Source organism: Pseudaminobacter soli (ex Zhang et al. 2022) (assembly GCF_014595955.1).
Taxonomy (GTDB): Bacteria; Pseudomonadota; Alphaproteobacteria; order Rhizobiales; family Rhizobiaceae; genus Kumtagia; species Kumtagia pseudosoli.
The window spans coordinates 41114-64211 of the sequence record NZ_JABVCF010000001.1; the positions used below are offsets into that span (position 1 = coordinate 41114).

At 63.7% G+C, this 23098-nt stretch carries 21 protein-coding genes; 15 read left to right on the top strand and 6 right to left on the bottom strand.

The annotated features are described in order from the left end of the window. Positions 1–6: 6 nt before the first annotated feature. Entirely contained in the window at positions 7–2934 is a 2928-nt protein-coding gene (gene uvrA, locus HUI96_RS00220) for an excinuclease ABC subunit UvrA (protein WP_188252624.1), read from the bottom strand. Positions 2935–4098: 1164 nt separating this feature from the next. Here uvrA and ssb point away from each other — a divergent pair. Next, on the top strand, positions 4099–4623 hold the full coding sequence (gene ssb / locus HUI96_RS00225) for a single-stranded DNA-binding protein (RefSeq protein WP_188252625.1): 525 nt from the start codon (positions 4099–4101) through the stop codon (positions 4621–4623). 472 nt (positions 4624–5095) lie between these two features. On the opposite strand, the gene rnk is transcribed toward ssb, so the two are convergent. After that, on the bottom strand, positions 5096–5524 hold the full coding sequence (gene rnk / locus HUI96_RS00230) for a nucleoside diphosphate kinase regulator (protein WP_188252626.1): 429 nt from the start codon (positions 5522–5524) through the stop codon (positions 5096–5098). Between the two features lie 247 nt (positions 5525–5771). Further along, positions 5772–6416, bottom strand: a complete 645-nt coding sequence (locus tag HUI96_RS00235; protein ID WP_188252627.1) for a MarC family protein — start codon at positions 6414–6416, stop codon at positions 5772–5774. Positions 6417–6675: 259 nt separating this feature from the next. On the opposite strand from HUI96_RS00235, the gene gyrA reads away from it, so the two are divergent. The 3 genes from gyrA to HUI96_RS00250 all read left to right on the top strand — a co-directional run bounded on the left by gyrA (position 6676) and on the right by HUI96_RS00250 (position 11406). Further along, the gene (gyrA, locus tag HUI96_RS00240; RefSeq protein ID WP_188252628.1) at positions 6676–9456 is read left to right on the top strand and encodes a DNA gyrase subunit A; all 2781 of its coding nucleotides are present in this window, start codon (positions 6676–6678) and stop codon (positions 9454–9456) included. 7 nt (positions 9457–9463) lie between these two features. After that, positions 9464–9934, top strand: a complete 471-nt coding sequence (locus tag HUI96_RS00245; RefSeq protein WP_188252629.1) for a GNAT family N-acetyltransferase — start codon at positions 9464–9466, stop codon at positions 9932–9934. 140 nt (positions 9935–10074) lie between these two features. After that, complete coding sequence (locus tag HUI96_RS00250; RefSeq protein WP_188252630.1) at positions 10075–11406, top strand: tetratricopeptide repeat protein; 1332 nt, start codon at positions 10075–10077, stop codon at positions 11404–11406. Between the two features lie 162 nt (positions 11407–11568). On the opposite strand, the gene HUI96_RS29795 is transcribed toward HUI96_RS00250, so the two are convergent. Beyond that, positions 11569–11703, bottom strand: a complete 135-nt coding sequence (locus HUI96_RS29795; protein ID WP_273032179.1) for a hypothetical protein — start codon at positions 11701–11703, stop codon at positions 11569–11571. A 203-nt stretch (positions 11704–11906) separates the two neighbouring features. Here HUI96_RS29795 and coaD point away from each other — a divergent pair, with 203 nt between their 5' ends. The 6 genes from coaD to tgt all read left to right on the top strand — a co-directional run bounded on the left by coaD (position 11907) and on the right by tgt (position 16311). Further along, the gene (gene coaD / locus HUI96_RS00255; RefSeq protein WP_188252631.1) at positions 11907–12407 is read left to right on the top strand and encodes a pantetheine-phosphate adenylyltransferase; all 501 of its coding nucleotides are present in this window, start codon (positions 11907–11909) and stop codon (positions 12405–12407) included. A gap of 23 nt (positions 12408–12430) precedes the next feature. Beyond that, positions 12431–13012 (top strand): peptidylprolyl isomerase, encoded by a 582-nt coding sequence (locus HUI96_RS00260; protein ID WP_188252632.1) that lies wholly within the window; start codon positions 12431–12433, stop codon positions 13010–13012. Positions 13013–13077: 65 nt separating this feature from the next. Next, a complete protein-coding gene (locus tag HUI96_RS00265) occupies positions 13078–13590 on the top strand; it encodes a peptidylprolyl isomerase (RefSeq protein WP_188252633.1) in 513 nt (170 codons plus the stop codon). Positions 13591–13608: 18 nt separating this feature from the next. Further along, a complete protein-coding gene (locus tag HUI96_RS00270; RefSeq protein ID WP_188252634.1) occupies positions 13609–14058 on the top strand; it encodes a DMT family transporter in 450 nt (149 codons plus the stop codon). Further along, on the top strand, positions 14058–15140 hold the full coding sequence (gene queA, locus HUI96_RS00275; protein WP_188252635.1) for a tRNA preQ1(34) S-adenosylmethionine ribosyltransferase-isomerase QueA: 1083 nt from the start codon (positions 14058–14060) through the stop codon (positions 15138–15140). The genes HUI96_RS00270 and queA overlap by 1 nt, the downstream gene beginning before the upstream one ends. Continuing rightward, positions 15133–16311, top strand: a complete 1179-nt coding sequence (gene tgt, locus HUI96_RS00280) for a tRNA guanosine(34) transglycosylase Tgt (RefSeq protein WP_210319979.1) — start codon at positions 15133–15135, stop codon at positions 16309–16311. The genes queA and tgt overlap by 8 nt, the downstream gene beginning before the upstream one ends. Positions 16312–16323: 12 nt before the next feature. On the opposite strand, the gene dgcA is transcribed toward tgt, so the two are convergent. After that, a complete protein-coding gene (gene dgcA, locus HUI96_RS00285) occupies positions 16324–17307 on the bottom strand; it encodes an N-acetyl-D-Glu racemase DgcA (RefSeq protein ID WP_188252636.1) in 984 nt (327 codons plus the stop codon). A 77-nt stretch (positions 17308–17384) separates the two neighbouring features. On the opposite strand from dgcA, the gene HUI96_RS00290 reads away from it, so the two are divergent. The 4 genes from HUI96_RS00290 (at position 17385) to HUI96_RS00305 (ending at position 21471) form a co-directional block, all read left to right on the top strand. After that, a complete protein-coding gene (locus tag HUI96_RS00290; protein WP_188253155.1) occupies positions 17385–18554 on the top strand; it encodes an ABC transporter permease in 1170 nt (389 codons plus the stop codon). 1 nt (position 18555) lies between these two features. Continuing rightward, positions 18556–19377 (top strand): ABC transporter ATP-binding protein, encoded by an 822-nt coding sequence (locus HUI96_RS00295; RefSeq protein ID WP_188252637.1) that lies wholly within the window; start codon positions 18556–18558, stop codon positions 19375–19377. A gap of 13 nt (positions 19378–19390) precedes the next feature. After that, positions 19391–20764, top strand: coding sequence for an MlaD family protein (locus HUI96_RS00300; RefSeq protein WP_188252638.1), 1374 nt, complete (start codon positions 19391–19393; stop codon positions 20762–20764). An 89-nt stretch (positions 20765–20853) separates the two neighbouring features. Continuing rightward, a complete protein-coding gene (locus HUI96_RS00305) occupies positions 20854–21471 on the top strand; it encodes an ABC-type transport auxiliary lipoprotein family protein (RefSeq protein WP_188252639.1) in 618 nt (205 codons plus the stop codon). 39 nt (positions 21472–21510) lie between these two features. Here the strand turns inward: HUI96_RS00305 and HUI96_RS00310 are convergent, their stop codons facing one another. Beyond that, complete coding sequence (locus HUI96_RS00310) at positions 21511–21963, bottom strand: MarR family transcriptional regulator (RefSeq protein ID WP_188252640.1); 453 nt, start codon at positions 21961–21963, stop codon at positions 21511–21513. A 47-nt stretch (positions 21964–22010) separates the two neighbouring features. On the opposite strand from HUI96_RS00310, the gene HUI96_RS00315 reads away from it, so the two are divergent. Beyond that, positions 22011–22922 (top strand): alpha/beta hydrolase, encoded by a 912-nt coding sequence (locus HUI96_RS00315; protein ID WP_188252641.1) that lies wholly within the window; start codon positions 22011–22013, stop codon positions 22920–22922. The last annotated feature ends 176 nt before the right edge of the window (positions 22923–23098 follow it).

A 23098-nucleotide genomic window follows, 5' to 3' on the forward strand; every position in this document is an offset into this window, starting at 1 on the left:
TCTCCGCTACTCCGCCGCCTCGCGCTTCCTGTCCTGCGGCCGGCGCTCCAGCAGTTCCTTGAGGAAGTGGCCCGTATAGCTGCGCGGTTCGGCGACGATGTCCTCCGGCGTGCCGGCCGCAACCAGTTCGCCGCCGCCGTCGCCGCCCTCCGGTCCCAGATCAAGAATCCAGTCGGCGGTCTTGATGACTTCGAGATTGTGCTCGATCACCACCACGGTGTTGCCCTGCTCGACCAGTTCGTGCAGCACCTCCAGCAGTTTTGCGACGTCGTGGAAGTGCAGGCCGGTGGTCGGCTCGTCCAGGATGTAGAGCGTCTTGCCGGTCGCCTTGCGCGAAAGCTCCTTGGCGAGCTTGATGCGCTGCGCCTCGCCGCCGGAAAGCGTGTTGGCCTGCTGGCCGATATGGATGTAGCCCAGGCCGACCTTGGCCAGCGTCTCCAGCTTGTCGCGCACGCCGGGCACGGCGGCGAAGAACTCGACGCCTTCCTCGACGGTCATCTCCAGCACGTCGGCGATCGACTTGCCCTTGAAGGTGACGTCCAGCGTCTCGCGGTTGTAGCGCTTGCCGTGGCAGACGTCGCAGGTGACGTAGACGTCCGGCAGGAAGTGCATCTCGATCTTGATGACGCCGTCGCCCTGGCAGGCCTCGCAGCGCCCACCCTTGACGTTGAAGGAGAAGCGGCCGGGCTGGTAGCCGCGCGCCTTGGCCTCCGGCAGGCCGGCGAACCAGTAGCGGATCGGCGTGAAGGCGCCGGTGTAGGTCGCCGGGTTGGAGCGCGGTGTGCGCCCGATAGGCGACTGGTCGATGTCGATCACCTTGTCGATGAACTCCAGGCCTTCGATACGGTCGTGCTCGGCCGGGTGCTCGCGCGAGCCCATGATGCGCCTGGAGGCCGCCTTGAACAGCGTCTCTATCAAAAACGTCGACTTGCCGCCGCCGGACACCCCTGTCACCGCGGTGAAAGTGCCGAGCGGGATCTCTGCCGTGACGTTCTTCAGATTGTTGCCGCGGGCGCCGACCACCTTGATGCGGCGGCCCTTCTTCATACGCCGGCGCTCCCCGGGAACGGCAACCTGCAGTTCGCCGGTCAGGTATTTGCCCGTGATCGAGTCCGGGTTGGCCATGATCTCGGCCGGCGTTCCCCGGGCGACGATCTGCCCGCCGTGAATGCCCGCGGCCGGGCCGATGTCGACGACATAGTCCGCGGTCAGGATGGCGTCCTCGTCGTGCTCGACCACGATCACCGTATTGCCGAGGTCGCGCAGGTGCTTCAGCGTATCGAGCAGCCGGGCATTGTCGCGCTGGTGCAGGCCGATCGAGGGCTCGTCGAGGACATAGAGGACCCCGGTCAGCCCGGAGCCGATCTGCGAGGCCAGCCTGATGCGCTGGCTCTCGCCGCCGGACAGCGTTCCTGAGTTGCGCGACATGGTGAGGTAATCCAGGCCGACATCGTTGAGGAAGCGCAGACGCTCCCGGATCTCCTTGAGGATGCGGACCGCGATCTCGTTCTGCTTGGCGTTGAGCTCGCCCGGCAGATCGGTGAACCAGCGGTCGGCCTTGCGGATCGACATCGCGGCGACTTCGCCGATGTGAAGCCCGCCGATCTTGACGGCCAGCGCCTCCGGCTTCAGCCGGTAGCCGCGGCAGGCAGGGCAGGGGGTCGACGACATGAAGCGCTCGATCTCCTCGCGCATCCAGGCCGATTCCGTTTCCTTCCAGCGGCGCTCGAGATTCGGAATGACGCCCTCAAAAGTCTTTGTCGTCTTGTAGGAGCGCAGGCCGTCGTCGTAGTTGAAGGTGACCTGCTGGTCGCCGGTGCCGTAGAGGATCGCCTTCCTGGCTTCGGCGCTTAGTTCCTTGAAGCGGTCGCCCAGCTTGAAACCGTATACCTTGCCCAGCCCTTCGAGCGTCTGCGCATAATAGGGCGAGGTCGATCTGGCCCACGGGCTGACCGCGCCGTCGCGCAGCGTGACGTTTTCGTCCGGTACGATGAGCTCCGGATCGATGGCGCGCTGGCTGCCGAGCCCGTCGCAGGTCGAGCAGGCGCCCGACGGGTTGTTGAACGAGAACAGCCGCGGCTCGACCTCGGGGATGGTGAAGCCCGACACCGGGCAGGCGAACTTTTCCGAGAACAGGACGCGTTCGTGCGTCTCGTTTTTCGACTTGTGCGCGGCATCGCCGCCGGCGGTTGCCTCCGGCGGCAGAGGCCGGTCGGCGAACTCCGCCACGCAGAGCCCATCGGCCAGCTTCAGCGCGGTCTCGATCGAATCCGCGAGCCGGGTGGCAAGGTCGCCGCGCACCACGATGCGGTCGACCACCACGTCGATATCGTGCGTGTACTTCTTGTCGAGGGCAGGAGCGTCGGCGATTTCGTAGAAGGACCCGTCAATCTTGACGCGCTGAAAACCCTTCTTCTGCAACTCGGCCAGTTCCTTCCGGTACTCGCCCTTGCGGCCGCGTACGATGGGTGCGAGCAGGTAGAGCCGGGTGCCTTCGCCGAGCGCCAGGATGCGGTCGACCATCTGCGACACCGTCTGGCTCTCGATGGGCAGGCCGGTCGCAGGCGAATAGGGGACGCCGACCCGCGCAAACAGCAGGCGCATGTAGTCGTAGATTTCGGTGACCGTGCCGACGGTGGAGCGCGGGTTCTTCGACGTGGTCTTCTGCTCGATCGAGATCGCGGGCGACAAGCCGTCGATCTGGTCGACGTCGGGCTTCTGCATCATCTCGAGGAACTGCCGGGCATAGGCCGACAGGCTCTCGACATAGCGTCGCTGTCCCTCGGCATAGATGGTGTCGAAGGCGAGCGAGGACTTGCCGGAGCCCGACAGCCCGGTCATGACGGTCAGGCTGTCGCGCGGTAGATCGAGATCGACATTCTTGAGGTTGTGCTCGCGCGCCCCGCGAACCGAAATGTACTTATGATCGGCCATGGCCGTTTTGCCGCCTTGACTGTGTTGAGATCCGGATCGGCCCGCCTCGATGCCGTCTCGCTTATTTAAGTACGCTTGGGCCGGAGTCGAGCACTTCTTGGCCGCTGGTCGCGGTTTACCCGGCATTGGCAGGATGGGGCAAGCGCAAAGAACAAAGGACGAACCCGCTACTGACAAACATCCGACTCTGGCAGGGGAAGCCCAGTGCAAACGTTCACACTTTTAACGGTCGAAAGGGGATTAGCGGTTGACCTTCGCGGCTGTGGGGAGCACAATTCCAGTGTCGCCGGGAAGACCACGACGGGCATGTCCCGTTGGAGCGGCCAAAGGCCTCCGCGGTGCGCTGCGGACCGTCACCCGGGCCGGCATTGGATGAACACGCGAGGAGGGAGCCATGACTCCACCGGACTGTTCAATATGGCTTGGCATTTCATGCTGAGCCGCGGCTGACGCAAAGGCCGGGATGAAATCCGGCCGGACACGAACCGTTATTCACCCTACAATCAGAGACCGATAGTCGGGCCGACGGCGATGCCGCGAAGCGCCCGAAAAGAAGCTGGTAGGCAAATACCAGTTCGAAGGGTTGATTTCCCTTGAGAAGCCCTGCGATGCCGATGAGATCGGCGGCAGGGCTTCAATTTTGCGTGGATTGATCGTCGCGCCAGTTCATCGGCGCTAGGCATGTGAGGGTTGCATTTCGAATTACAGAACGAGCTAGCGCCGTGGCAGCGACAGATCGCCGGCGCCAACATCCACGCTCACGCTGCCGGATATTTTGACGTCCCAATCTCCCATCCGGACAAAGCCGTTCTCGCCCGCGACTGGCATCTTTTCGGGTTCGCCTTCCGGCTTTACGATTGGGGGCGGCGGCTTTACGCCGGGCAAGGATCCCGACTGATCATCCGCCTTGGAGGGAACGGTCGCAGAGCCCACGAGAACGATGGCGGCCGCTGCGCAGGAAAGAAGGCGTCGGGTTTGCATTTGCAAGGCATAGTTCAGTGCTGCCGCCGAAACAAATCGGCTTGCCTGGACTGGCGCGATCGGAACAAATGGAGTACATAGAAGCTGTGGAAAGCATGGACGAACGGCCCTTGTGCCGCGCGGCGGCGGTGCCGCTCGTCTATGGTGACGGTCGAGTAAATTTCGGACGAGCGGAGTAGTCCCATGGCGGGTAGCGTCAACAAGGTCATCCTGGTCGGCAATCTCGGAGCCGATCCCGAAATCCGCCGGCTGAATTCCGGCGAGCCTGTCGTCAACCTGCGCATCGCGACCTCCGAGAGCTGGCGCGACCGCAATTCGGGCGAGCGCAAGGAGCGCACCGAATGGCACAACGTGGTGATCTTCAACGATAATCTCGCGAAGGTCGCCGAGCAGTATCTGAAGAAGGGAATGAAGGTCTATATCGAGGGTGCGCTGCAGACCCGCAAATGGCAGGACCAGAGCGGCCAAGACCGCTACACCACCGAGGTGGTTCTGCAGAAATTCCGTGGCGAGTTGCAGATGCTCGATGCGCGCGGCCAGGGTGGCGACGCGCAGGTCGGCTATTCCGGAGGACAGGGCCGGAGCGGGGGCTCCGACTACGGCTACTCGGGCGGGGACGATTACGGCAACCGCGGCGGCGGTGGAGGCGGCTCGCGTGGAGGGGGAGGCGGCTCCTCGCGCGACCTCGACGACGAGATCCCGTTCTAAGCGGAACGCATCACCTCTGGTTCAGGGTGTTTGGTGAGGGCGTTGCTGTGCAACGCCCCCTTTTTCCTAGACCGTCGGGATAGTAATCGAACGGTCTGCTCGGGCTGGCCGGCCGGCCGCGCTGACTTGCGCGGCAGCCCTCGTGGTGCGGCAGGCGGCTCTGCACGCGCTGAGGGCCGGATCATGCGCGATCCAGCCCTTCCCATGACGCCAAATTTGCAGCGTACCTATAGGAAACCGGCCAGCCAAAGCCGCCCACATGTGAGGCAGGGCTTAAGGCCGCTCCGACGGTCGGCTGTGCTGCCAAACAGAACCCGGTCTCGGCCTTTCAACTGATCGATCCAATTCCTGTCGCCGAAACCCGATCTTTTCGTCATGCCCATCGAGGCGGCGAAGGGCATGAACGATCAACCATGCCCGTCGGCGTATCCCGTCTGGGCAGTACGTCGCGGCAGCAGACCCGGATGTCCGCTCAAGGCGATGCGGTGTCGAGCGCCTGCGGCTCGGCGGCCCCGACTTCGAGGATGCGCAGCGTGTGCCGGCGGCCGCTGCGATCGGCCCAGTCGATTGCCTGTCCGGCCTGAAGCCCCAGCAACGCCGTTCCGACCGGGGTCAGCACCGATACCCGCCCGGAGGAGATGTCCGCCTGGCCCGGATAGACGAGCGTGGCCATCCGGATCTCCCCGTCGTTCGTCTCGTAGCGAACGGGCGAGCCGATCCGCACGACGCCGGCTGCCATGTGGTCGTCCTCCACGATCCGTGCCCGATCGAGCTCGCCGAGGAGGTTGTCGGCCAACTCCGGATCCCGCTGTTCGAGCTTCGTGGCAAAGACCTGCAGCTTGTGGTGCTCGGAACGCGCAATGGTGATGGCCGGCTTGCGGCCGGCCGCTTTGTTGGTCATGGGAGGATCCAGAAATGTCGACGCCGCACCGAGCGCAGCTACCGGTTTTATCGAGTGGATTGATTGTGCCGCTTGGTGGAGGGCCATCGCCCTGATCGGACATCAGATGTCCTTAAACCCCTGAACTCGGACGCGACAACCGAGCCGGGGGCTGTCATCCCGCGATGGGACACACCCGGAATGGGCAAACGCCAGCGATTTTCAGAGCCGACTTCATGGCTTGATTGTCGCCGAGTCCTGAGTGAAGTCAACCCGTCGCGCCTGGAGCCGAGATTAGAGCTTTGATGCCGTCGGCTACGAACTGCACGGCCAGTGCGGCGAGGATCACGCCGAGCAGGCGCGTCAGGATAGAGCGCCCAGTCTGGCCAAGCACGTTGTCGATCCGGTCGGCGAGCAGGAAAACGACATAGGTCAGCACCAGGCAGACGAAGATGATTCCGACGAGCGCCGCCTGGCCTGTGAAGCCGTTGAAGGCGCCGGAGAGCAGGACCGTGGCGGAGATGGCGCCAGGCCCGGCGATGAGCGGGATGGCCAGCGGAAAGGCGGCGATGTTGTGGATATGGTCGCGCCGCACCGCCACGTCCGAGATCTTCTCTTTCCGATCATTGCGCCTTTCGAAAACCATCTCGAAGGCAATGAAGAACAACAGAAAGCCTCCGGCGACCCGGAACGCTGGCAAGGTGATCCCGAACACCGCAAGGATCACGGTGCCGGCGATCGCGAAGAGGGCCAGCACGAGGAAGCCGATGACGCTTGCGCGTACCGAGACTTGACGGCGCTCCTCGCGGGTCATGCCCCGCGTCACCGCCAGGAAGATGGGCGCCAGCCCGGGAGGGTCGATCGTCACGAGCAGGGTGACGAAGGCGTTGAAGACGATTTCATAGCTGAGCATGAACGGCTCCCCCTTGCGGCGGCACGCTAGCCGCAAGCGCTTCGCCGTTCCAGCCCTGCTATTGTTCCGTCCTTTTTTGAGGGGGCTTCGATGCCACGAAGACGATGTTGCCGCCCAGTTTTCCAAAGGACTTTTCGTCGCTCCCGCAAGCTCCTGATAATTCGACAAAAAAGGGCGCAGGAAAGTACCCGCGCGATTTGGAATATTGCTGGTTCCTCCTATATAAGGAGCAAGTGATTCCCCTATCTCGTGATCGACTTTGACTGACCAGACCGTCCCGCGTGGCCCAGACGGCCCCTCCGGCATAGAGCCGGTTTCCATCATCGAGGAGATGCAGCGCTCCTATCTCGACTACGCGATGAGCGTGATCGTGAGCCGCGCGCTGCCGGATGTGCGCGACGGCCTGAAGCCGGTCCACCGCCGCATCCTCTACGCGATGCATGAGAGCGGTTATCACTGGAACCGCAAATACGTGAAGTCGTCGCGCATCGTCGGCGACGTCATGGGTAAGTATCACCCGCACGGCGACGCGGCGATCTACGACGCCATGGTGCGCATGGCGCAGGACTGGTCGATGCGCGCCCCGCTCGTCGATGGGCAGGGCAATTTCGGCTCGATCGACAACGATCCGCCCGCGGCGATGCGCTACACCGAGTCGCGCCTCACCAAACTCGCCCACGAGTTGCTCGAGGACATCGACAAGGACACCGTCGATTTCCAGGACAACTATGACGGCTCGGAGAGGGAGCCGCGCGTCCTGCCGGCACGCTATCCGAACCTTCTCGTCAACGGGTCGGGCGGCATCGCCGTCGGCATGGCCACCAACATTCCGCCGCACAACCTTGGCGAAGTCGTCAACGGCTGCATTGCGCTGATCGATAATCCGGCCATCGATCTGCCGGAGTTGATGGAGATCATTCCCGGCCCGGATTTCCCGACCGGCGGCATCGTGCTTGGGCGGTCCGGCATCCATTCGGCCTATTCGACGGGCCGCGGCTCCATCGTCATGCGCGGCAAGGTGCATATCGAGCAGACCCGCGGCGATCGCGAGTCGATCATCGTCACCGAGATACCCTACCAGGTGAACAAGGCGGCGATGATCGAGAAGATGGCTGAACTCGTCCGCGAGAAGCGGGTCGAGGGGATCGCCGACATCCGCGACGAGAGCGACCGCCAGGGCTACCGTGTGGCCATCGATCTGAAGAAGGACGCCAACGCAGATGTGATCCTCAATCAGCTCTACAGGTTCACTCCGCTGCAGACCTCGTTCGGTGCCAACGTGGTGGCGCTTAACGGCGGCAAGCCGGAGGTGATGACTCTCCTCGACATGCTGCGCGCCTTCGTCGCGTTCCGCGAGGAGGTGATCAGCCGCCGTACGAAGTTCCTGCTGCGCAAGGCTCGCGAACGCGCCCATGTGCTGGTCGGCCTTGCCATTGCCGTCGCTAATATCGACGAAGTGATCCGGCTGATCCGCAATGCGCCGGACCCGAGCACGGCGCGCGAGCAGTTGATGACGCGGCGCTGGCCGGCGGCCGACGTCGAAGCGCTGATCCGGCTGATCGACGACCCGCGTCACCGGATCAACGAGGACGGCACCTACAACCTTTCGGAAGAGCAGGCCCGCGCGATCCTCGACCTGCGCCTGCAGCGCCTGACCGCGCTCGGTCGTGACGAGATCGCCGACGAACTGAACAAGATCGGTGCCGAGATCACCGATTACCTCGACATACTCTCCTCGCGGGCGCGCATCCAGCAGATCGTCAAGGACGAGCTTGCCGCCGTGCGCGAGGAGTTCGGCACGCCTCGCCGTACGGAATTGGCCGAAGGCGGCGCCGACATGGATGATGAGGACCTCATCCAGCGCGAGGACATGGTCGTCACCGTGACCCACGCCGGCTACATCAAGCGCGTTCCGCTTTCCACCTACCGGGCGCAGAACCGGGGCGGCAAGGGTCGTTCGGGCATGGCAACCAAGGACGAGGATTTCGTTACCCGCCTGTTCGTCGCAAATACCCACACGCCGATCCTGTTCTTCTCCTCGCGTGGCATCGTCTACAAGGAGAAGGTCTGGAGGTTGCCGATCGGCAATCCGCAGTCGCGCGGCAAGGCGCTGATCAACATGCTGCCGATCGAGAGCGGCGATCGCATCACCGCGATCCTGCCCTTGCCGGAGGACGAGGAAAGCTGGGGCAATCTCGACGTTATGTTCGCCACCACACGTGGCACGGTGCGCCGCAACAAGCTGTCGGACTTCGTCGACGTGAAGCGCAACGGCAAGATCGCCATGAAGCTCGATGAAGAAGGCGACGAGATCCTCGCCGTCGAAACATGCACCGAGAACGATGACGTGCTGCTGACAGCGGATTCCGGCCAGTGCATTCGCTTCTCTGTCGGCGATGTCCGGGTCTTTGCGGGTCGCAACTCGACGGGCGTGCGTGGAATGGCCCTCGGCGAAAACGACCGTGCCATCTCTATGACGATCCTGGAGCACGTCGACGCCACGCCGGCCGAACGGGCGACCTATCTCAAGCGATCCGTCGCAGAGCGGCGCTCGACGGCAGATGGCGAGGACGAGGACATCGCGCTCACCAATGAGGACGTCGTCGAGGAGGCGGAGCTTTCCGAGGAGCGCTACCAGTACCTGCGCGCCCACGAGCAGTTCGTGCTGACGATGAGCGAGTGCGGATATGGGAAGCGGTCGTCCTCCTACGACTTCCGCACCTCAGGCCGTGGCGGCAAGGGCATCCGCGCCACCGACACCTCGAAGACCAATGAGATCGGCGAACTCGTCGCCGCCTTCCCGGTCGAGGAGAAGGACCAACTCATGCTCGTCTCCGATGGCGGCCAGGTGATCCGTGTGCCGGTGGAAGGCATCCGCATTGCCAGCCGCGCGACCAAGGGCGTCAGGGTCTTCCGTACCGCCGACGGCGAGAAGGTGGTCTCGGTCGAGCGGATCTCCGAACCGCAGACCGAAGGCGACTTGCCTGAGGCCGAGCCACTGGCGGCACCTGAGGCCGAGCAGCCGGCAGCAGAAGAGTAAGCGGAAAATGCCGCTCTTCCGTTTCAGGCAGGCGAGCCTTGCCGACGAAAGAGCGGTCGCCGAATTCACCGGAAGAGCATATGCCGGCTGGACGCGGTTTTTGGGTGCGCCGCCTCTGCCGGTCACCGAGGACTACGTCCCGCGTATCCTGAAGGGCGAGGTGTGGCTGGCCGAGCAAGAGCGGCGACTGGCCGGCGTGCTGGTCGTTGAGACCCATCCAGACCATCTCTGGATCTTCAGCGTCGCCGTGGCGACGGAGCGGCAGGGCCAGGGGCTCGGGGCGCGGCTGCTGGGTTTCGCCGAGGAACTGGCCTCGCGGGCGGGCATCGACGTGCTCCGCCTCTGCACGAACGAGCGGATGGAGAAGAACATCGCGCTCTATGAATCTCTGGGCTACCGCGAGACCAACCGTCGCCCCAACCCCAAACGGGAAGGTTGGGTCCTCGTCGACATGGAGAAAGTGCTGGACACCCAGTAGTCTGCCCGAGCCCAGCGATCATTTTCGGCATTGCCGACCCATGTGTTACGCACCGTGCGACGGTCGCATTGCGCTTGTTACATGAGCCGCCTACCGTTGCGTGATGCGGTCGGCGGTAGTGCTGGCCAGGGAGGCGCGCCATGGACCACCCGGTTGCGGAAGTGGACGAGGATGGTGCCGAGGTCCTGAGCGTCGACCAGGCGATCGAGATGGCACTCGGCCTCATCCGCAAACGGGAACTGAAGGCCGCAGCCGAAATCCTTGGGGACATCGTCGAGAATGTTCCCGACCATGCCGACGCCTGGAATTATCTCGGCGTCGTACACTTCCACCTCGAGGGTCCCGACGCGAGCATAGAGACGCTGAAGCATGCTGCGGAAAGCGCTCCCCGGCACGCTGGGATTCGGAACAATCTCGGCAACGCCTATGTCGAGGCTGGAAACATCCACGCTGCGGTGGACGCCTACGAGAAGGCGATCGAGATCGACCCGAACCTGGCGGATCCCTACTGCAACCTGGCCTCGATCATGAAGTATGCCGGCAATCCGGAGTTCGCAGAAAAGCTCCTTCGCAAGGCGATCGACGTCAATCCGGAATTCGGGGTGGCGCACCAGAACCTTGCCTCGATCCTGCTCGACAGCGGCCGGGCGCGCGAGGCGATCGACTACTTCTGGAAGGCCACCGTGCATCTGCCCGACAAGGCGGTGCCCGCTCATTTCCTCGCCCTGGCTTACTGGTTCGCTGGCCTCAAGGACCTTGCGATCGACTTCGTGAGGAAGTGGGCGGACGCCAATCCCGACGATGCACAGGCCCAGCACATGCGCGCCTCGATGACGGGCGAGAACGTTCCCGATCGCGCATCGGACGTCTATGTGCGAAAACTCTTCGACCAGTTCGCCAACTCTTTCGACGCCAAGCTGGACAGCCTTGAATACCGCGCTCCGGAAATCGTGGGCTTGGCGATGGCTGCCGCGCAAGGCGTGGCGAGGGACCTGGTCATCCTGGATGCCGGCTGCGGCACTGGAAAATGCGCCAAATACCTGAAGCCCTACGCTTCTGTCCTCGACGGTGTGGATCTTTCGAAGGGCATGATCGCCAAGGCGCAGAAGATGGGGATCTACGACCGGCTGGAGTGCGGTGAGTTGACGGACTTCCTGCAGTCACGTCCGCGAACCTACGATATCGTCGCCTCTGCCGACACGCTTTGCTATTTCGGCCGGCTGGAGCAGTTTTCCGCTGCGGCCGCCTCGGCGCTGCGGCCCGGCGGCGTTCTCGTGTTCACCGTGGAGCCGCTGGACAATTCCGCCGAGGATTTCCAACTCGCGGTGAATGGCCGCTATACGCACAGCGAAGCCTATGTCCGCCGCTGCCTGGAGGAGGCCGGCTTCGAAGTCGTTTCCTCCCCTAGAGAGAAACTGAGGACCGAGAATGCAGAGCCCGTGATCGGCCTCGTGGTGACTGCACGGAGATAGCCTTACTCAGGCGAGAGGGCGACAGTAGATCACCCCGTTTGTAGGTTGTTCGTTATCGCCGCTCGTAGTTGTACCCAGGCCTTGCTCTTGCGCGTCAAATAGGAAACCCGTCAATTCGGCTCGCGTGCGGCGCGGAAAGGAACGGCGCCGCAGTAACCAAGATCAGTGGAGTCCGAAGCCGCGCTTTTCCTGTTTGCGGACTGGCGACTTCACCCGCTGTGCTTCCTCATGAAGTCCGAATGCGGTGCCGATGAGCATTGCGATCGTCATTGCGGCGGCGAGCATGTAGATGATCATGGTAGTGTCTCCTGTGCCGCTAACGCCGTACTTTGTCTTTGGTTTCAATCGACGGTCCTCACTTGACGCCAAGGTGATGAACCGTTCGTTCACGCGCGGTCGGGGCTCGAGTCGTGGTTAACAGCTTCAAACCAGGGTGATAAATCGGCCGCAGAGTGCCAGCCGAATTGCCTTTGGCCGGTCCTGCCGTTAGAAGCGCCGCCATGACGCAACGCATCGCGATCTATGCCGGCTCGTTCGACCCGCTGACCAACGGGCATCTCGATGTCATCAAGGCGTCGCTTGCCGTTGCGGACATCATCTATGCGGCAATCGGCATTCATCCGGCCAAGACTCCGCTCTTTTCATTCGAGCAACGGCTGGAGATGATCGAGGCCGCGAGCCGCTCCGAGTTCGGCGCGGATGCCGCTCGCATCCGCGTGGTTTCGTTCGACGGCCTGGTGATCGACGCGGCGCGCAGGCTAGGGGCCTCGATCATGATCCGCGGACTGCGTGACGGCACCGATCTCGACTACGAGATGCAGATGGCGGGCATGAACGGAACCATGGCGCCGGAACTCCAGACCGTGTTTCTCCCGGCCAGCCCGTCGGTCAGAACGATCACCGCCACATTGGTGCGGCAGATTGCGTCGATGGGCGGCAACATACGTCCCTTCGTACCGGAAGTGGCTGCTGCCGCACTGGAGAAGAGGTTCGCGAAGTAAGCCCGAAGAGGAGATTTCACTTCATGCAGATCAAGAAGCTTGCCTGCTCCCTGGCCATGCTGGGTGTGCTTTCGGCCGCCTTGCCCGCCTGGGCCGCCGAGCCCGAGAACACGATGATCGTCACGCTGAAGGACGGAGACGTGACGATAGCGCTCCGCCCCGACCTCGCACCGAAGCATGTCGAGCAGATCAAGGCGCTGGTACGCGAGGGCGCCTACGACAATGTCGCCTTTCACCGCGTGATCGAGGGCTTTATGGCCCAGACCGGCGACGTTCAGTTCGGTAACATGGCGAGCGGCTTCGATCCGGCGAAGGCCGGAACCGGCGGCTCGAAAAAGCCGGATCTGCCGGCCGAGTTCTCGAGCGAACCGTATGTCCGCGGCACCGTTGGGATGGCGCGCGCGCAGGACCCCGATTCCGCCAACTCGCAGTTCTTCATCATGTTCGCGCCCAATCCCGGCCTGAACGGGCAGTACACCATCGTCGGCAATGTCGAGGGCGGAATGGAGCACGTCGACACCATCAAGAAGGGCAATCCCGATCAGAACGGGCTTGTCACCGATCCGGATCGCATGGTGAAGGTCCGCATCGGCTCGGACCAGTAACGGCAATCGCAAGCGTCCCACAGCCGCCGCGGCGGCGCGGACAAAAACCCGAAGAGGAAAGAACAATGGCCGAGATCAAGGATCGCGAGCAGGCGCTGATCATGGAGACGACGAAGGGCAGGGTGGTCATCGAACTCTTCCCCGACCTCGCCCCGAACCATGTCGCGCGCATCAAGGAGCTTGCACGCGAGGGCGCCTATGACGGGGTGGTGTTCCATCGCGTCATCGACGGCTTCATGGCGCAGACCGGCGACGTGAAGTTCGGCAACTCCTCAAAGCCGGAGTTCAATCCCTCGCGCGCCGGCATGGGCGGCTCCGACAAGCCGGACCTCAAGGCCGAGTTCTCCAACATGAACCACGGCCGCGGCACCTGCTCGATGGCACGCGCCCAGAACCCGAACTCGGCGAACTCGCAGTTCTTCATCTGCTTCGAGGACGCCAGCTTCCTCAACCGCCAGTACACGGTGTGGGGCCAGGTGATCGAGGGCATGGAGAATGTCGACAAGATCAAGCGCGGCGAGCCCGTGCAGGATCCCGACAAGATCGTCTCCCTCAAAGTTGCGGCGGACGTTCAGTAAGGCAGGTAGCTCGGGACGATGATGGGGCTTGTCTGGTCGCTGCTCGGCATCTTGTCGGGCGCCTTCATTGCCGTGCAGGCCCCGATCAATTCGCAGCTTGCGCGCGGCCTCGGCCTTCCGGTGGCGGCCGCGGCCTTCTCCTTCCTGTCGGGCGCCGTGGTGCTCGGCGCTATCTCGCTCGCGGTGACTCGCCTTGACGGCGTTGCGCTCGACTGGAAGGCGCCGGCCCCCTGGCTGTTCGTGGCCGGGGGCGTGCTCGGCGGCTTCTATGTGACCTTGTCGACCATCCTGACCCCGCGCATCGGAGCCGCCGCCCTGATGGCGTTCTTGGTGGCAGGGCAGTTGCTTGCCGGCATGATGCTCGACCGCATCGGCTTCCTCGGCATGGCGATCCGCGAGATTTCGCTTGGCCGAGTAGCTGGTGCTGTGCTGCTGATGGCCGGCGCACTTCTCGTCCGGTTCACCTGATGCGTGTCGATCTCTTCGACTTCGACCTGCCGGAAGACAGGATCGCGCTGCGCCCGGTAGAGCCGCGCGACAGCGCGCGCCTGCTTGTCGTTCGGCCCGGGGAGGCGCTGCAGGACAGGACGGTACAGGACCTGCCGGACCTGCTCCGCCCGGGCGACGCGCTCGTCTTCAACGACACGAAAGTCATCCCGGCCCAACTCCGGGGCTTGCGCAGGCGCGGCGAGAACCTGTCCCACGTGGATGCCACGCTGCACATGCGGGTGGCGCCGGACCGCTGGCTGGCCTTTCTCCGTCCGGCCAAGCGCGTGGCCGAAGGCGACCGCATCAGGTTCGGGCATGACGGTTCCGCCTGCTATCTCGGTACCCTGGACGCGACAGTCGTCGAGAAGCGGGAGGCTGGGGAAGCGCTGCTGGCCTTCGATCTTTCGGGGGCCTTCCTCGACGAGGCGCTGCATGCCGTCGGCCATATCCCGCTGCCGCCCTACATCGCTTCCAAGCGCGCCGACGACGAGCGGGACCGCGTGGACTACCAGACCGTGTATGCCCGCGAGGAGGGCGCGGTTGCGGCCCCCACTGCCGGCCTGCATTTCACTCAGGATCTTTTCGCGGCGCTTGATATCAAAGGCATCGAACGACATTTCGTGACCCTTCATGTCGGGGCCGGCACCTTCCTGCCGGTCAAGGCCGAGGACACGACGGACCACAAGATGCACGCGGAGATCGGTGTCGTCTCTAACCAAACGGCCGAAGCCCTGAACAAGGTTCGGGCGCGGGGAGGGCGCATCGTGGCGGTCGGCACCACTTCGCTGCGCCTGCTGGAGAGCGCAGCCGACGAGGACGGAACCCTTCAGCCCTGGGCCGGCGAGACCTCGATCTTCATCACGCCCGGCTATCGCTTCCGCGCAGTGGACGTGCTTACGACCAACTTCCACCTGCCGCGCTCGACGCTTTTCATGCTGGTTTCCGCCTTCTCTGGGCTGGAGACGATGCGCGACGCCTATGCCCATGCCATCTCGACCGGCTATCGCTTCTACTCCTACGGCGATGCCAGCCTGCTGTTCCGGAACGAACCAAATGAATGACGATCTCGGCGGCGTGCGCCGATTGGCCACTGGGGCTCCCGTGGTGGAGAATTTTGGCTTCCAGGTGCTCGCCACTGACGGCCTTGCCCGTCGTGGCGAGATCTCGATGCCGCGTGGGACGATCCGCACGCCGGCCTTCATGCCGGTGGGCACCGGCGGCACGGTAAAGGCCATGTACATGGACCAGGTGCGGGCGCTGGGGTCGGACATCATCCTCGGCAACACCTACCACCTGATGTTGCGGCCCGGCGCGGAGCGGGTCGCGCGGCTGGGAGGACTGCATCATTTCGCCCGATGGCCGCACCCGATCCTCACCGACTCCGGCGGGTTCCAGGTCATGTCGCTCGCCAAGCTGCGCAAGCTCGACGAGCGAGGTGTCACCTTCCGCTCGCATATCGACGGCTCGCCCTACGAGATGACGCCGGAGCGCTCGATCGAGATCCAGGGGCTGCTCGATTCCGACATCCAGATGCAACTCGACGAATGCACCGCTCTGCCGGCAAAGCCGAGCGAGATCGAGCGCGCGATGGAGCTTTCGCTACGCTGGGCGGAGCGTTGCAAGACCGCCTTCGGCGATCAGCCGGGCAAGGCGATGTTCGGCATCGTGCAGGGAGGCGACATCGCCGCTCTCCGCATCGCCTCTGCGAAGGCGTTGCGGCAGATGGATCTCAAGGGCTATGCGATCGGCGGGCTGGCGGTAGGGGAGCCCCAGCCCGTGATGCTCGACATGCTGGACATCACCTGCCCAGAACTGCCGGCCGACAAGCCCCGCTATCTCATGGGCGTCGGCACGCCCGACGACATTTTGAAGTCGGTTGCGCGCGGCGTCGACATGTTCGACTGCGTGATGCCGACCCGAGCCGGTCGCCACGGGCTTGCCTACACGCGCAGGGGCAAGATCAACCTGCGCAATGCGCGCCATGCCGACGATCCGCGTCCGCTAGATGAGGAAAGCGACTGCCCCGCCTCGCGCGATTATTCGCGGGCCTATCTGCATCACCTCGTGCGCAGCCAGGAGGCGCTCGCCGCCATGCTGCTTACCTGGAACAACCTGGCCTACTACCAGAGCCTCATGCAGCAGATCCGGGATGCGATCGAAGCCGGGAATTTCGCCGAGCGCGCGGCGTTGATCACCGCAGGATGGGCGCGCGGCGACCTGCCGCCGGTGTAGGCTCGGGGCCGATTACCCCCAAAGATCGGACGAGGGCGGCGAGACGAGCGAGCCTGCGTAGATCAGCCCGGGCTCACGGTCACGCGCGAGCAGCAGCGGCCCGTCCAGATCGACGAAGTCGGCATCCTGCGCGAGCAGGACGGCGGGCGCCATGCCGAGCGATGTCCCCACCATGCAACCCACCATGATGCCGAAGCCGAGTTCGCGTGCCCGCGTCTTGAGCTGCAGCGCCGCCGTCAGCCCGCCGGCTTTGTCCAGTTTGATGTTCACTGCGTCGTAGAGCCCGACGAGGCGCTCGAGATGGTCCGCGGTATGAACGCTTTCATCGGCGCAAACGGACACGGGACGAGAGATCCCCCGCAGAGCCTCGTCCTGGCCCGCGGCAAGCGGCTGCTCGACCAGTGAGACGCCGAGGCGGGCGGCCATCTCCAGGTTCTCGGCGAGATCCGCTTCGGTCCAGCCCTCATTGGCGTCGAGGATGATCCGGCTTCGCGGAGCCGCTTCGACGACGGCCTGCACGCGTTCGACGTCCCCTTGGCCTCCGATCTTCACCTTGAGAAGCGGCCGGTCGGAATTGGCGCGCGCCTGAGCCGCCATCTTTTCCGGCGTGTCGAGCGACAGGGTGAATGCAGTGGTGATCGGCTCGGGTCGGGCAATCGCAAGCATCTGCGCCACCGTCCTGCCGCTCCTCTTTGCCTCAAGGTCCCACAGGGCGCAGTCGAGCGCGTTTCGCGCGGCACCGGCCGGCATGGCCTCGATCAGTTCCTCCCGTGTGATGCCGCGCTCGATGTCCGCACGTCTTTCCTCGATCGCGGCAAGCACGGAAGCGATCGTCTCGCCGTACCGCCGGTATGGTACGCATTCGCCGCGGCCGGCGGTGCCATTTTCGACAATGGTACAGCAGATCACCTCGGCTTCGGTTTTTGAACCGCGCGAAATCGTGAAGGAGCCGGCGATAGGGAAGCTCTCGGGTTGGGCTAAAAGGACACGGGTCATGCTTTTCTGCTCCGCAGCGGGCGTTAGAAGGGACGCCCAAAGTGACACGTCCCGATTCGGCGGCTAATACTTCGGCAATGTTGACCAATCTCCAAAGAGATCAAGGCAATGCTCCCTCCCGCCCTGCCATCGAGGAGGTCGAAGAGGAGGGACGGCTGATCCTGCGCCTTTCAGGGGCATGGACGACGCGCAACGTCGCGGAGGTCGATGCGTCGATGAACCGCCTGGGCGGCGAACCCGACGGGCCGATCGTGCTCGACCTTTCCGGAATCGAGCGGATGGATACCGCCGGCGCCTGGCTGGTCGACCGTCTTGTCCAGCGCGCCTCGGCAAGTGGCCGAAAGGTCTACATCCAGGGCCAGAGTGCATCGATGGAGGTGCTGCTTTCCGCGATCCAGGAAGCTGCGGAGCGGGCGAAGCCGCCGGAGCCGGAGCGTCGCCCGAACTTCGTTATCCGCGCGCTGGAGGGACTCGGGCGGCTCGTCTATGCCGGCTTCCAGGATTTCCTCGGCGCCATGCACATTCTGGGTGCAACGTTGCGCGGCGGGCAGATGAAGCTCGGGCGCGGCCATTCCATCAACTTGGCGGCGATCTTCCATCAGATCGACCGGATGGGCGTCGGCGCCATCCCGGTCATCACCCTGATGTCGACGATCGTCGGCGCGATCGTCGCGCAGCAGGGCGCATTTCAGTTGCGCTTCTTCGGAGCCGAGATCTTCGTCGTGGACCTGGTCGGCATCCTGGTCCTGCGCGAACTCGGCGTGCTGTTGACCGCGATCATGATCGCCGGTCGCTCCGGAAGCGCCATCACGGCCGAAATCGGCTCGATGAAGATGCGCGAGGAAGTCGATGCGCTGAAGGTGATCGGGCTGAATCCGATCGGCGTTCTTGTCTTTCCGCGACTGTTGGCGCTTCTGATCGCTCTTCCATGTCTGACCATACTCTCGGATTTCGCAGCACTCGCCGGCGCCATTTTCATCAGTTGGACCTACTCGGGCATATCTCCCGCCAGCTTCATCGACAGGCTGCACGTGGCGATCGACACCGGCACCATTCTCGCCGGTCTTATCAAGGCGCCCTTCATGGCCATCGTGATCGGCGTCATCTCGTCCCTGGAAGGCTTGAAGGTGGGCGGCAGTGCCGAGTCTCTGGGCCTCCACGTCACGGCTTCGGTGGTGAAGTCGATTTTCGTCGTCATCATTCTCGACGGGATGTTCGCCATCTTCTTCGCGCAGATCGGGTTCTGAAATGACCGTGCCTGATCTGATCACTGCCCAACGACCTGCTCCCCTGGAAACGGATGCCGAAATCGTCCTGGCCGTCAGGGGCGTCACAGTGGGGTTCGGTGACCGTATCGTTCTGGACAATCTCGATCTCGACATCCGCAGGGGCGAGATCCTGGGCTTTGTCGGCGCTTCCGGCGCCGGCAAGTCGGTGCTGCTGAGGACGGTGCTCGGCCTCAACAAGAAGCGCGCCGGCAGAATCGAGATCTTCGGGATCGACGTCGACAAGGCGACGGAGCAGGAGCGGACGGCGATCGACATGCGCATGGGCGTGCTGTTCCAGCACGGCGCGCTGTTTTCGGCGCTGACGGTGCTGGAGAACATCCAGGTGCCAATGCGCGAATATCTCGACCTCTCGCAATCGCTGATGAATGAACTTGCTCGACTCAAGCTGGAACTTGTCGGTCTGCCGCCCGATGCGGGAACAAAATTCCCGTCCGAACTCTCCGGCGGCATGATCAAGCGCGCGGCGCTTGCGCGCGCGCTGGCGCTCGATCCGGATATCGTCTTCCTCGACGAGCCGACATCGGGCCTGGACCCCATCGGCGCGGCCGATTTCGACGAACTCGTCGGCAAGTTGCGGGACACTATGGGCCTGACGGTCTATATGGTGACGCACGATCTCGACAGCCTGTTCTCCGTCTGCGACCGCGTCGCCGTTCTCGGCAACAAGAAGGTCCTTGTCGAGGGGACGATCCAGGACATGCTGGCCAGCGAGGAGCCCTGGGTGAAGTCGTATTTTCGCGGCAAGCGCGCCCGCCAGCTCGACCTTTCCGCACGGACATAGAAGCGCGATACTGATGGAAACCAGAGCCAACTACGTCATCGTCGGCATTTTCACGCTGGTCGCCATCCTCGCCGGCTTTGGCTTCGTGTACTGGACGGCGGCCATCGGCGAGCGCGGTGAAACGGCGATGCTGCGCGTGCGCATCCCGGGTTCGGCCGCCGGGCTGGGGCGCGGCAGCTTTGTGCTGTTCAATGGCGTCAGGGTCGGCGATGTGCAGCGCGTCTATATCGACGTCACCAATCCCACCGTGGCGATCGCAGACACACAGATCGACCGGCTCACCCCGATCACCCGCTCCACGACGGCGACGATCGGCATCGCCACGCTCACCGGACAGGCGAACATCGAGATCAAGGGCTCGGAGGTACAGGAGCCGAACCTGCTCGACGAGGCCGAAGCCAACGGAACCGTCGCGGAGATCGAGGCGGAACCATCCGCGGTCACCAACCTGCTGCAGCGCGCGCAGGACATTTTCGAGAAGGCCGACACGGTGCTCACGGAGTTGCAGGGCTTCGCCAGCGATGCGCGGACACCCCTGACCGAGACCATACGCAATGCCCAGACCTTCTCGCAGGCTCTCGCCCGAAATGCCGATGGCGTCGACAGGTTCTTGGAGAGCGTCTCCAAGCTTTCACAGGAGATCGCCGGCGTATCCGGCAAGCTCGAGACCACGCTGGACAGCGCCGAGAACATCCTGAAGGCCGTCGATCCGAAGAAGGTCGAGACGGTCATAGCGAATGTCGAGAAATTCACGACCGACCTCTCGAAGACCAGCGACCAGTTCGACGACACGATCCGCGAGGTCCGGGAGACGGTCGCTTCCATCAACGAGTTCGCCAAGAACACCGAGCAGACGCTTGGGAAGGTCAACGGCGTGCTGGACAGCGTCGATCCCGACAAGGTCCGTACCGCGCTTTCGAACATCGAGCAGGCCAGCCGATCCGCCAATGCCGCCGCTGCCGATGTCGCCAAGGTGACCCAGAAGTTCGGGAACCGCTCGGGAGACATCGACCAGATGGTGAGCGACGCATCTCAGTTGATGCAGCGGCTGAACGCGGCCTCGGTCCGGGTCGACGGCATACTGGTCAAGGTGGACAAGATGCTGGGCTCCGACCAGACGGGAAGTTTGGTCGCGAACGCAAATGAAACCCTGAAGTCCTTCCGTCAGGTCGCCGACACGTTGAACTCGAGGCTTGGCACCGTCATGGAAAACCTGTCGCGGTTCTCTGGGCAGGGCCTCAAGGATGCCGAGGGCCTCATCCGCGACGCACGAACGTCCATCACACGTATCGAGCAGGCCATTACCGACCTGGAGCGCAACCCGCAGCGGATAATCACTGGTGGAGAGGGAACCGTCCGCCAGTACGACGGACGGGCCAGGCGTTGACTTGTGCGGCACCACGCCGCAAGAAACCGTAATGGCGGGGGAATCGCCTGCTTATTCGATCGATTCGCCTTTAGCGGGTAGCGAACTCCTTGAAGTACCTTACCGCGTCATCTGCGATCCTGCTGTTGGCGACCGCAATCGGTGGCTGCGCGCTGCTCCCCGGCGGCGGCCCGGCCCCGCTAGACACGTTCGAGCTTTCGGCTCCCGAAGTGCCGATCGCGCGCACCCGCAGCAGCACCCAAATACTCATCGCCGAGCCCGCAGCTCTCAAGTCGCTCGACGGGCAGAACATCGTGATTGAGAGCGGCCCGGGCGATATCCAGTTCCTCAAAGGAGCGCAGTGGTCCGACCGGCTGCCCCGGATCGTGCAGTCCAAGCTGGCGGAGTCCTTCCAGGAGTCGCAAGCCTTCAAGGGGGTTGGGCTTCCCGGCCAGAGGCTGGCCATCGACTATCAGATCGTCACCGAGATCCGTACCTTCAGCGTCCGCGTGAACGGGCAGCGGGCGGCACAGGTCGAGCTGTTCGTGAAGGTGCTGAACGACCGGAACGGTACAGTCCGGTCGTCGAAGGTATTCAGTGCGATGGCACCCGTGTCCGGCAGCGGAAACGAGGCTTACAAGCTCGGCTTGGACGCGGCCTTCAACGAGGCCGGGTCCGAGATCGTGCGGTGGGTCGAGTCACAGTTGGTTGGAGCCAGCACAAGCTAGCTTCGCATGGCCCGGTCGATCGCGCGCGTTTGAGAGAGCTCAATCCGCACTGAGAACTTCAGTGATTCGGCGCATATGTTCGCCGACGAGATCGCACTCGTTAGGCGGGACGGCACTCATGGCCTTCTCGATCAGCGCCATGTGGACCTCCAGGGCCTTCATCAGCAAAGCCTCGCCTTGAGAGGTCAGCGACAGCCGGTTGACGCGGCGGTCCTTCTCGTCCCCCTCTCGCTTCACGAGGCTGCGCTCCTCCAACTGTGGTACCAGCATGGTTATGTTGGAGCGTCCCACCAGCAATTTGCGGGCCAACTCGTTCTGCGCCATGCCCGGATGCCGGTAGAGGTTCATCAGGACATCGAGCTGCGCCGGTTTGAGTTCGAGCGGCTGCAAGGCCGCGCCAAGCGCCCGCTCGACGGCGTGGCAGGCGCGAGCGACCGCGACCCAGTTGCGGAATCGCGGGTTGTCCCAGGGCAGCTGTTGTCTTTTGTTCACGATTGAACTAACCTGTTCATGCTTGAACTAACTGATGGGTGCCGATTATGACATCAATGGGTTTGAAGGTCATTCGTGCAGCCTTCCGCATTGGGGAAAAGCTCTCACCGGAACTTGCTGGCCGCGCTGCATTCGCACTCTTCGCCCGCACACCGGACCCGCGCAGGCAGACCGAAGGCGAGCGACGGGCGATCGCACGCGCCGACGCCTTCATGCAGACGGCGCGACATCATCGCGTCGCGGTCGGGCGCGACTGCGTTTGCGTACATGAGTTCCGTCCGGAGAATTCTGCACGCGAGGCCGGTCGGGTCCTGGTCCTCCATGGCTGGCGGTCGCGCACTGAATTCATGATGGGGATCATAGAGGGCCTCAGGGCGGCCGGCTTTCGTGTATTCTCGATCGATCTGCCCGGCCACGGGCGTTCGGGTGGCCGCCGGCTGACGATGATGAAAGCGGTGGAGGTGGTCGGGCAGGTGGATCAATGGTTCGGCCCGTTTGCCGCGGTCGTGGCACATTCCTTCGGCGGCGCGGTTGCCGCGAATGCCACAGCCGGCTCCCTGGATGCGGTTCCGCCGACGCGGGCAGCGAGACTTGTTTTGATTGCGGCGCCCGATTCGATCTCGAACATCATCGATTGGTTTTCGAGTCAGCTTGGAATCGGCGACCGCTCGCGAGCCGCAATGGCCGGGCGCATTGAGCGCCTGGCGGGTCGCCCGCTTCAGGACTTCGACGGCTCGCGGCTTGTCGCACGCAGTCGCCTGCCGACGCTCGTCATCCATGCGCCAGACGATCGCGAGGTGCCCGCGAAGGAGGCCCGCTCCTACGCTGCCGCGGGCGAACACGTTCAACTGCACTGGGCGGCCGGGCTCGGCCATCGGCGAATTTTGTCGGACGCAGCAGTCATCTCGCGGATCGTCAACTTCGTAAGCAGCCCGGCGCCTTTGGCGCTGGCCGGATGACGCGGAGTGGATTCTTAGAACGAGGCGGAACATAGCCACAGTGCCGCGCATTCACTTCATGTTAAACGGTGTGAGTCGGACTGGGTATTATCTGCAGCGGCGCTTCGACGGGGACAGCCGCGGCGCCAGTCTTGGTTCTGCCGCGATTGCGGCATAAAGGCGAATGGGGGAGAGCG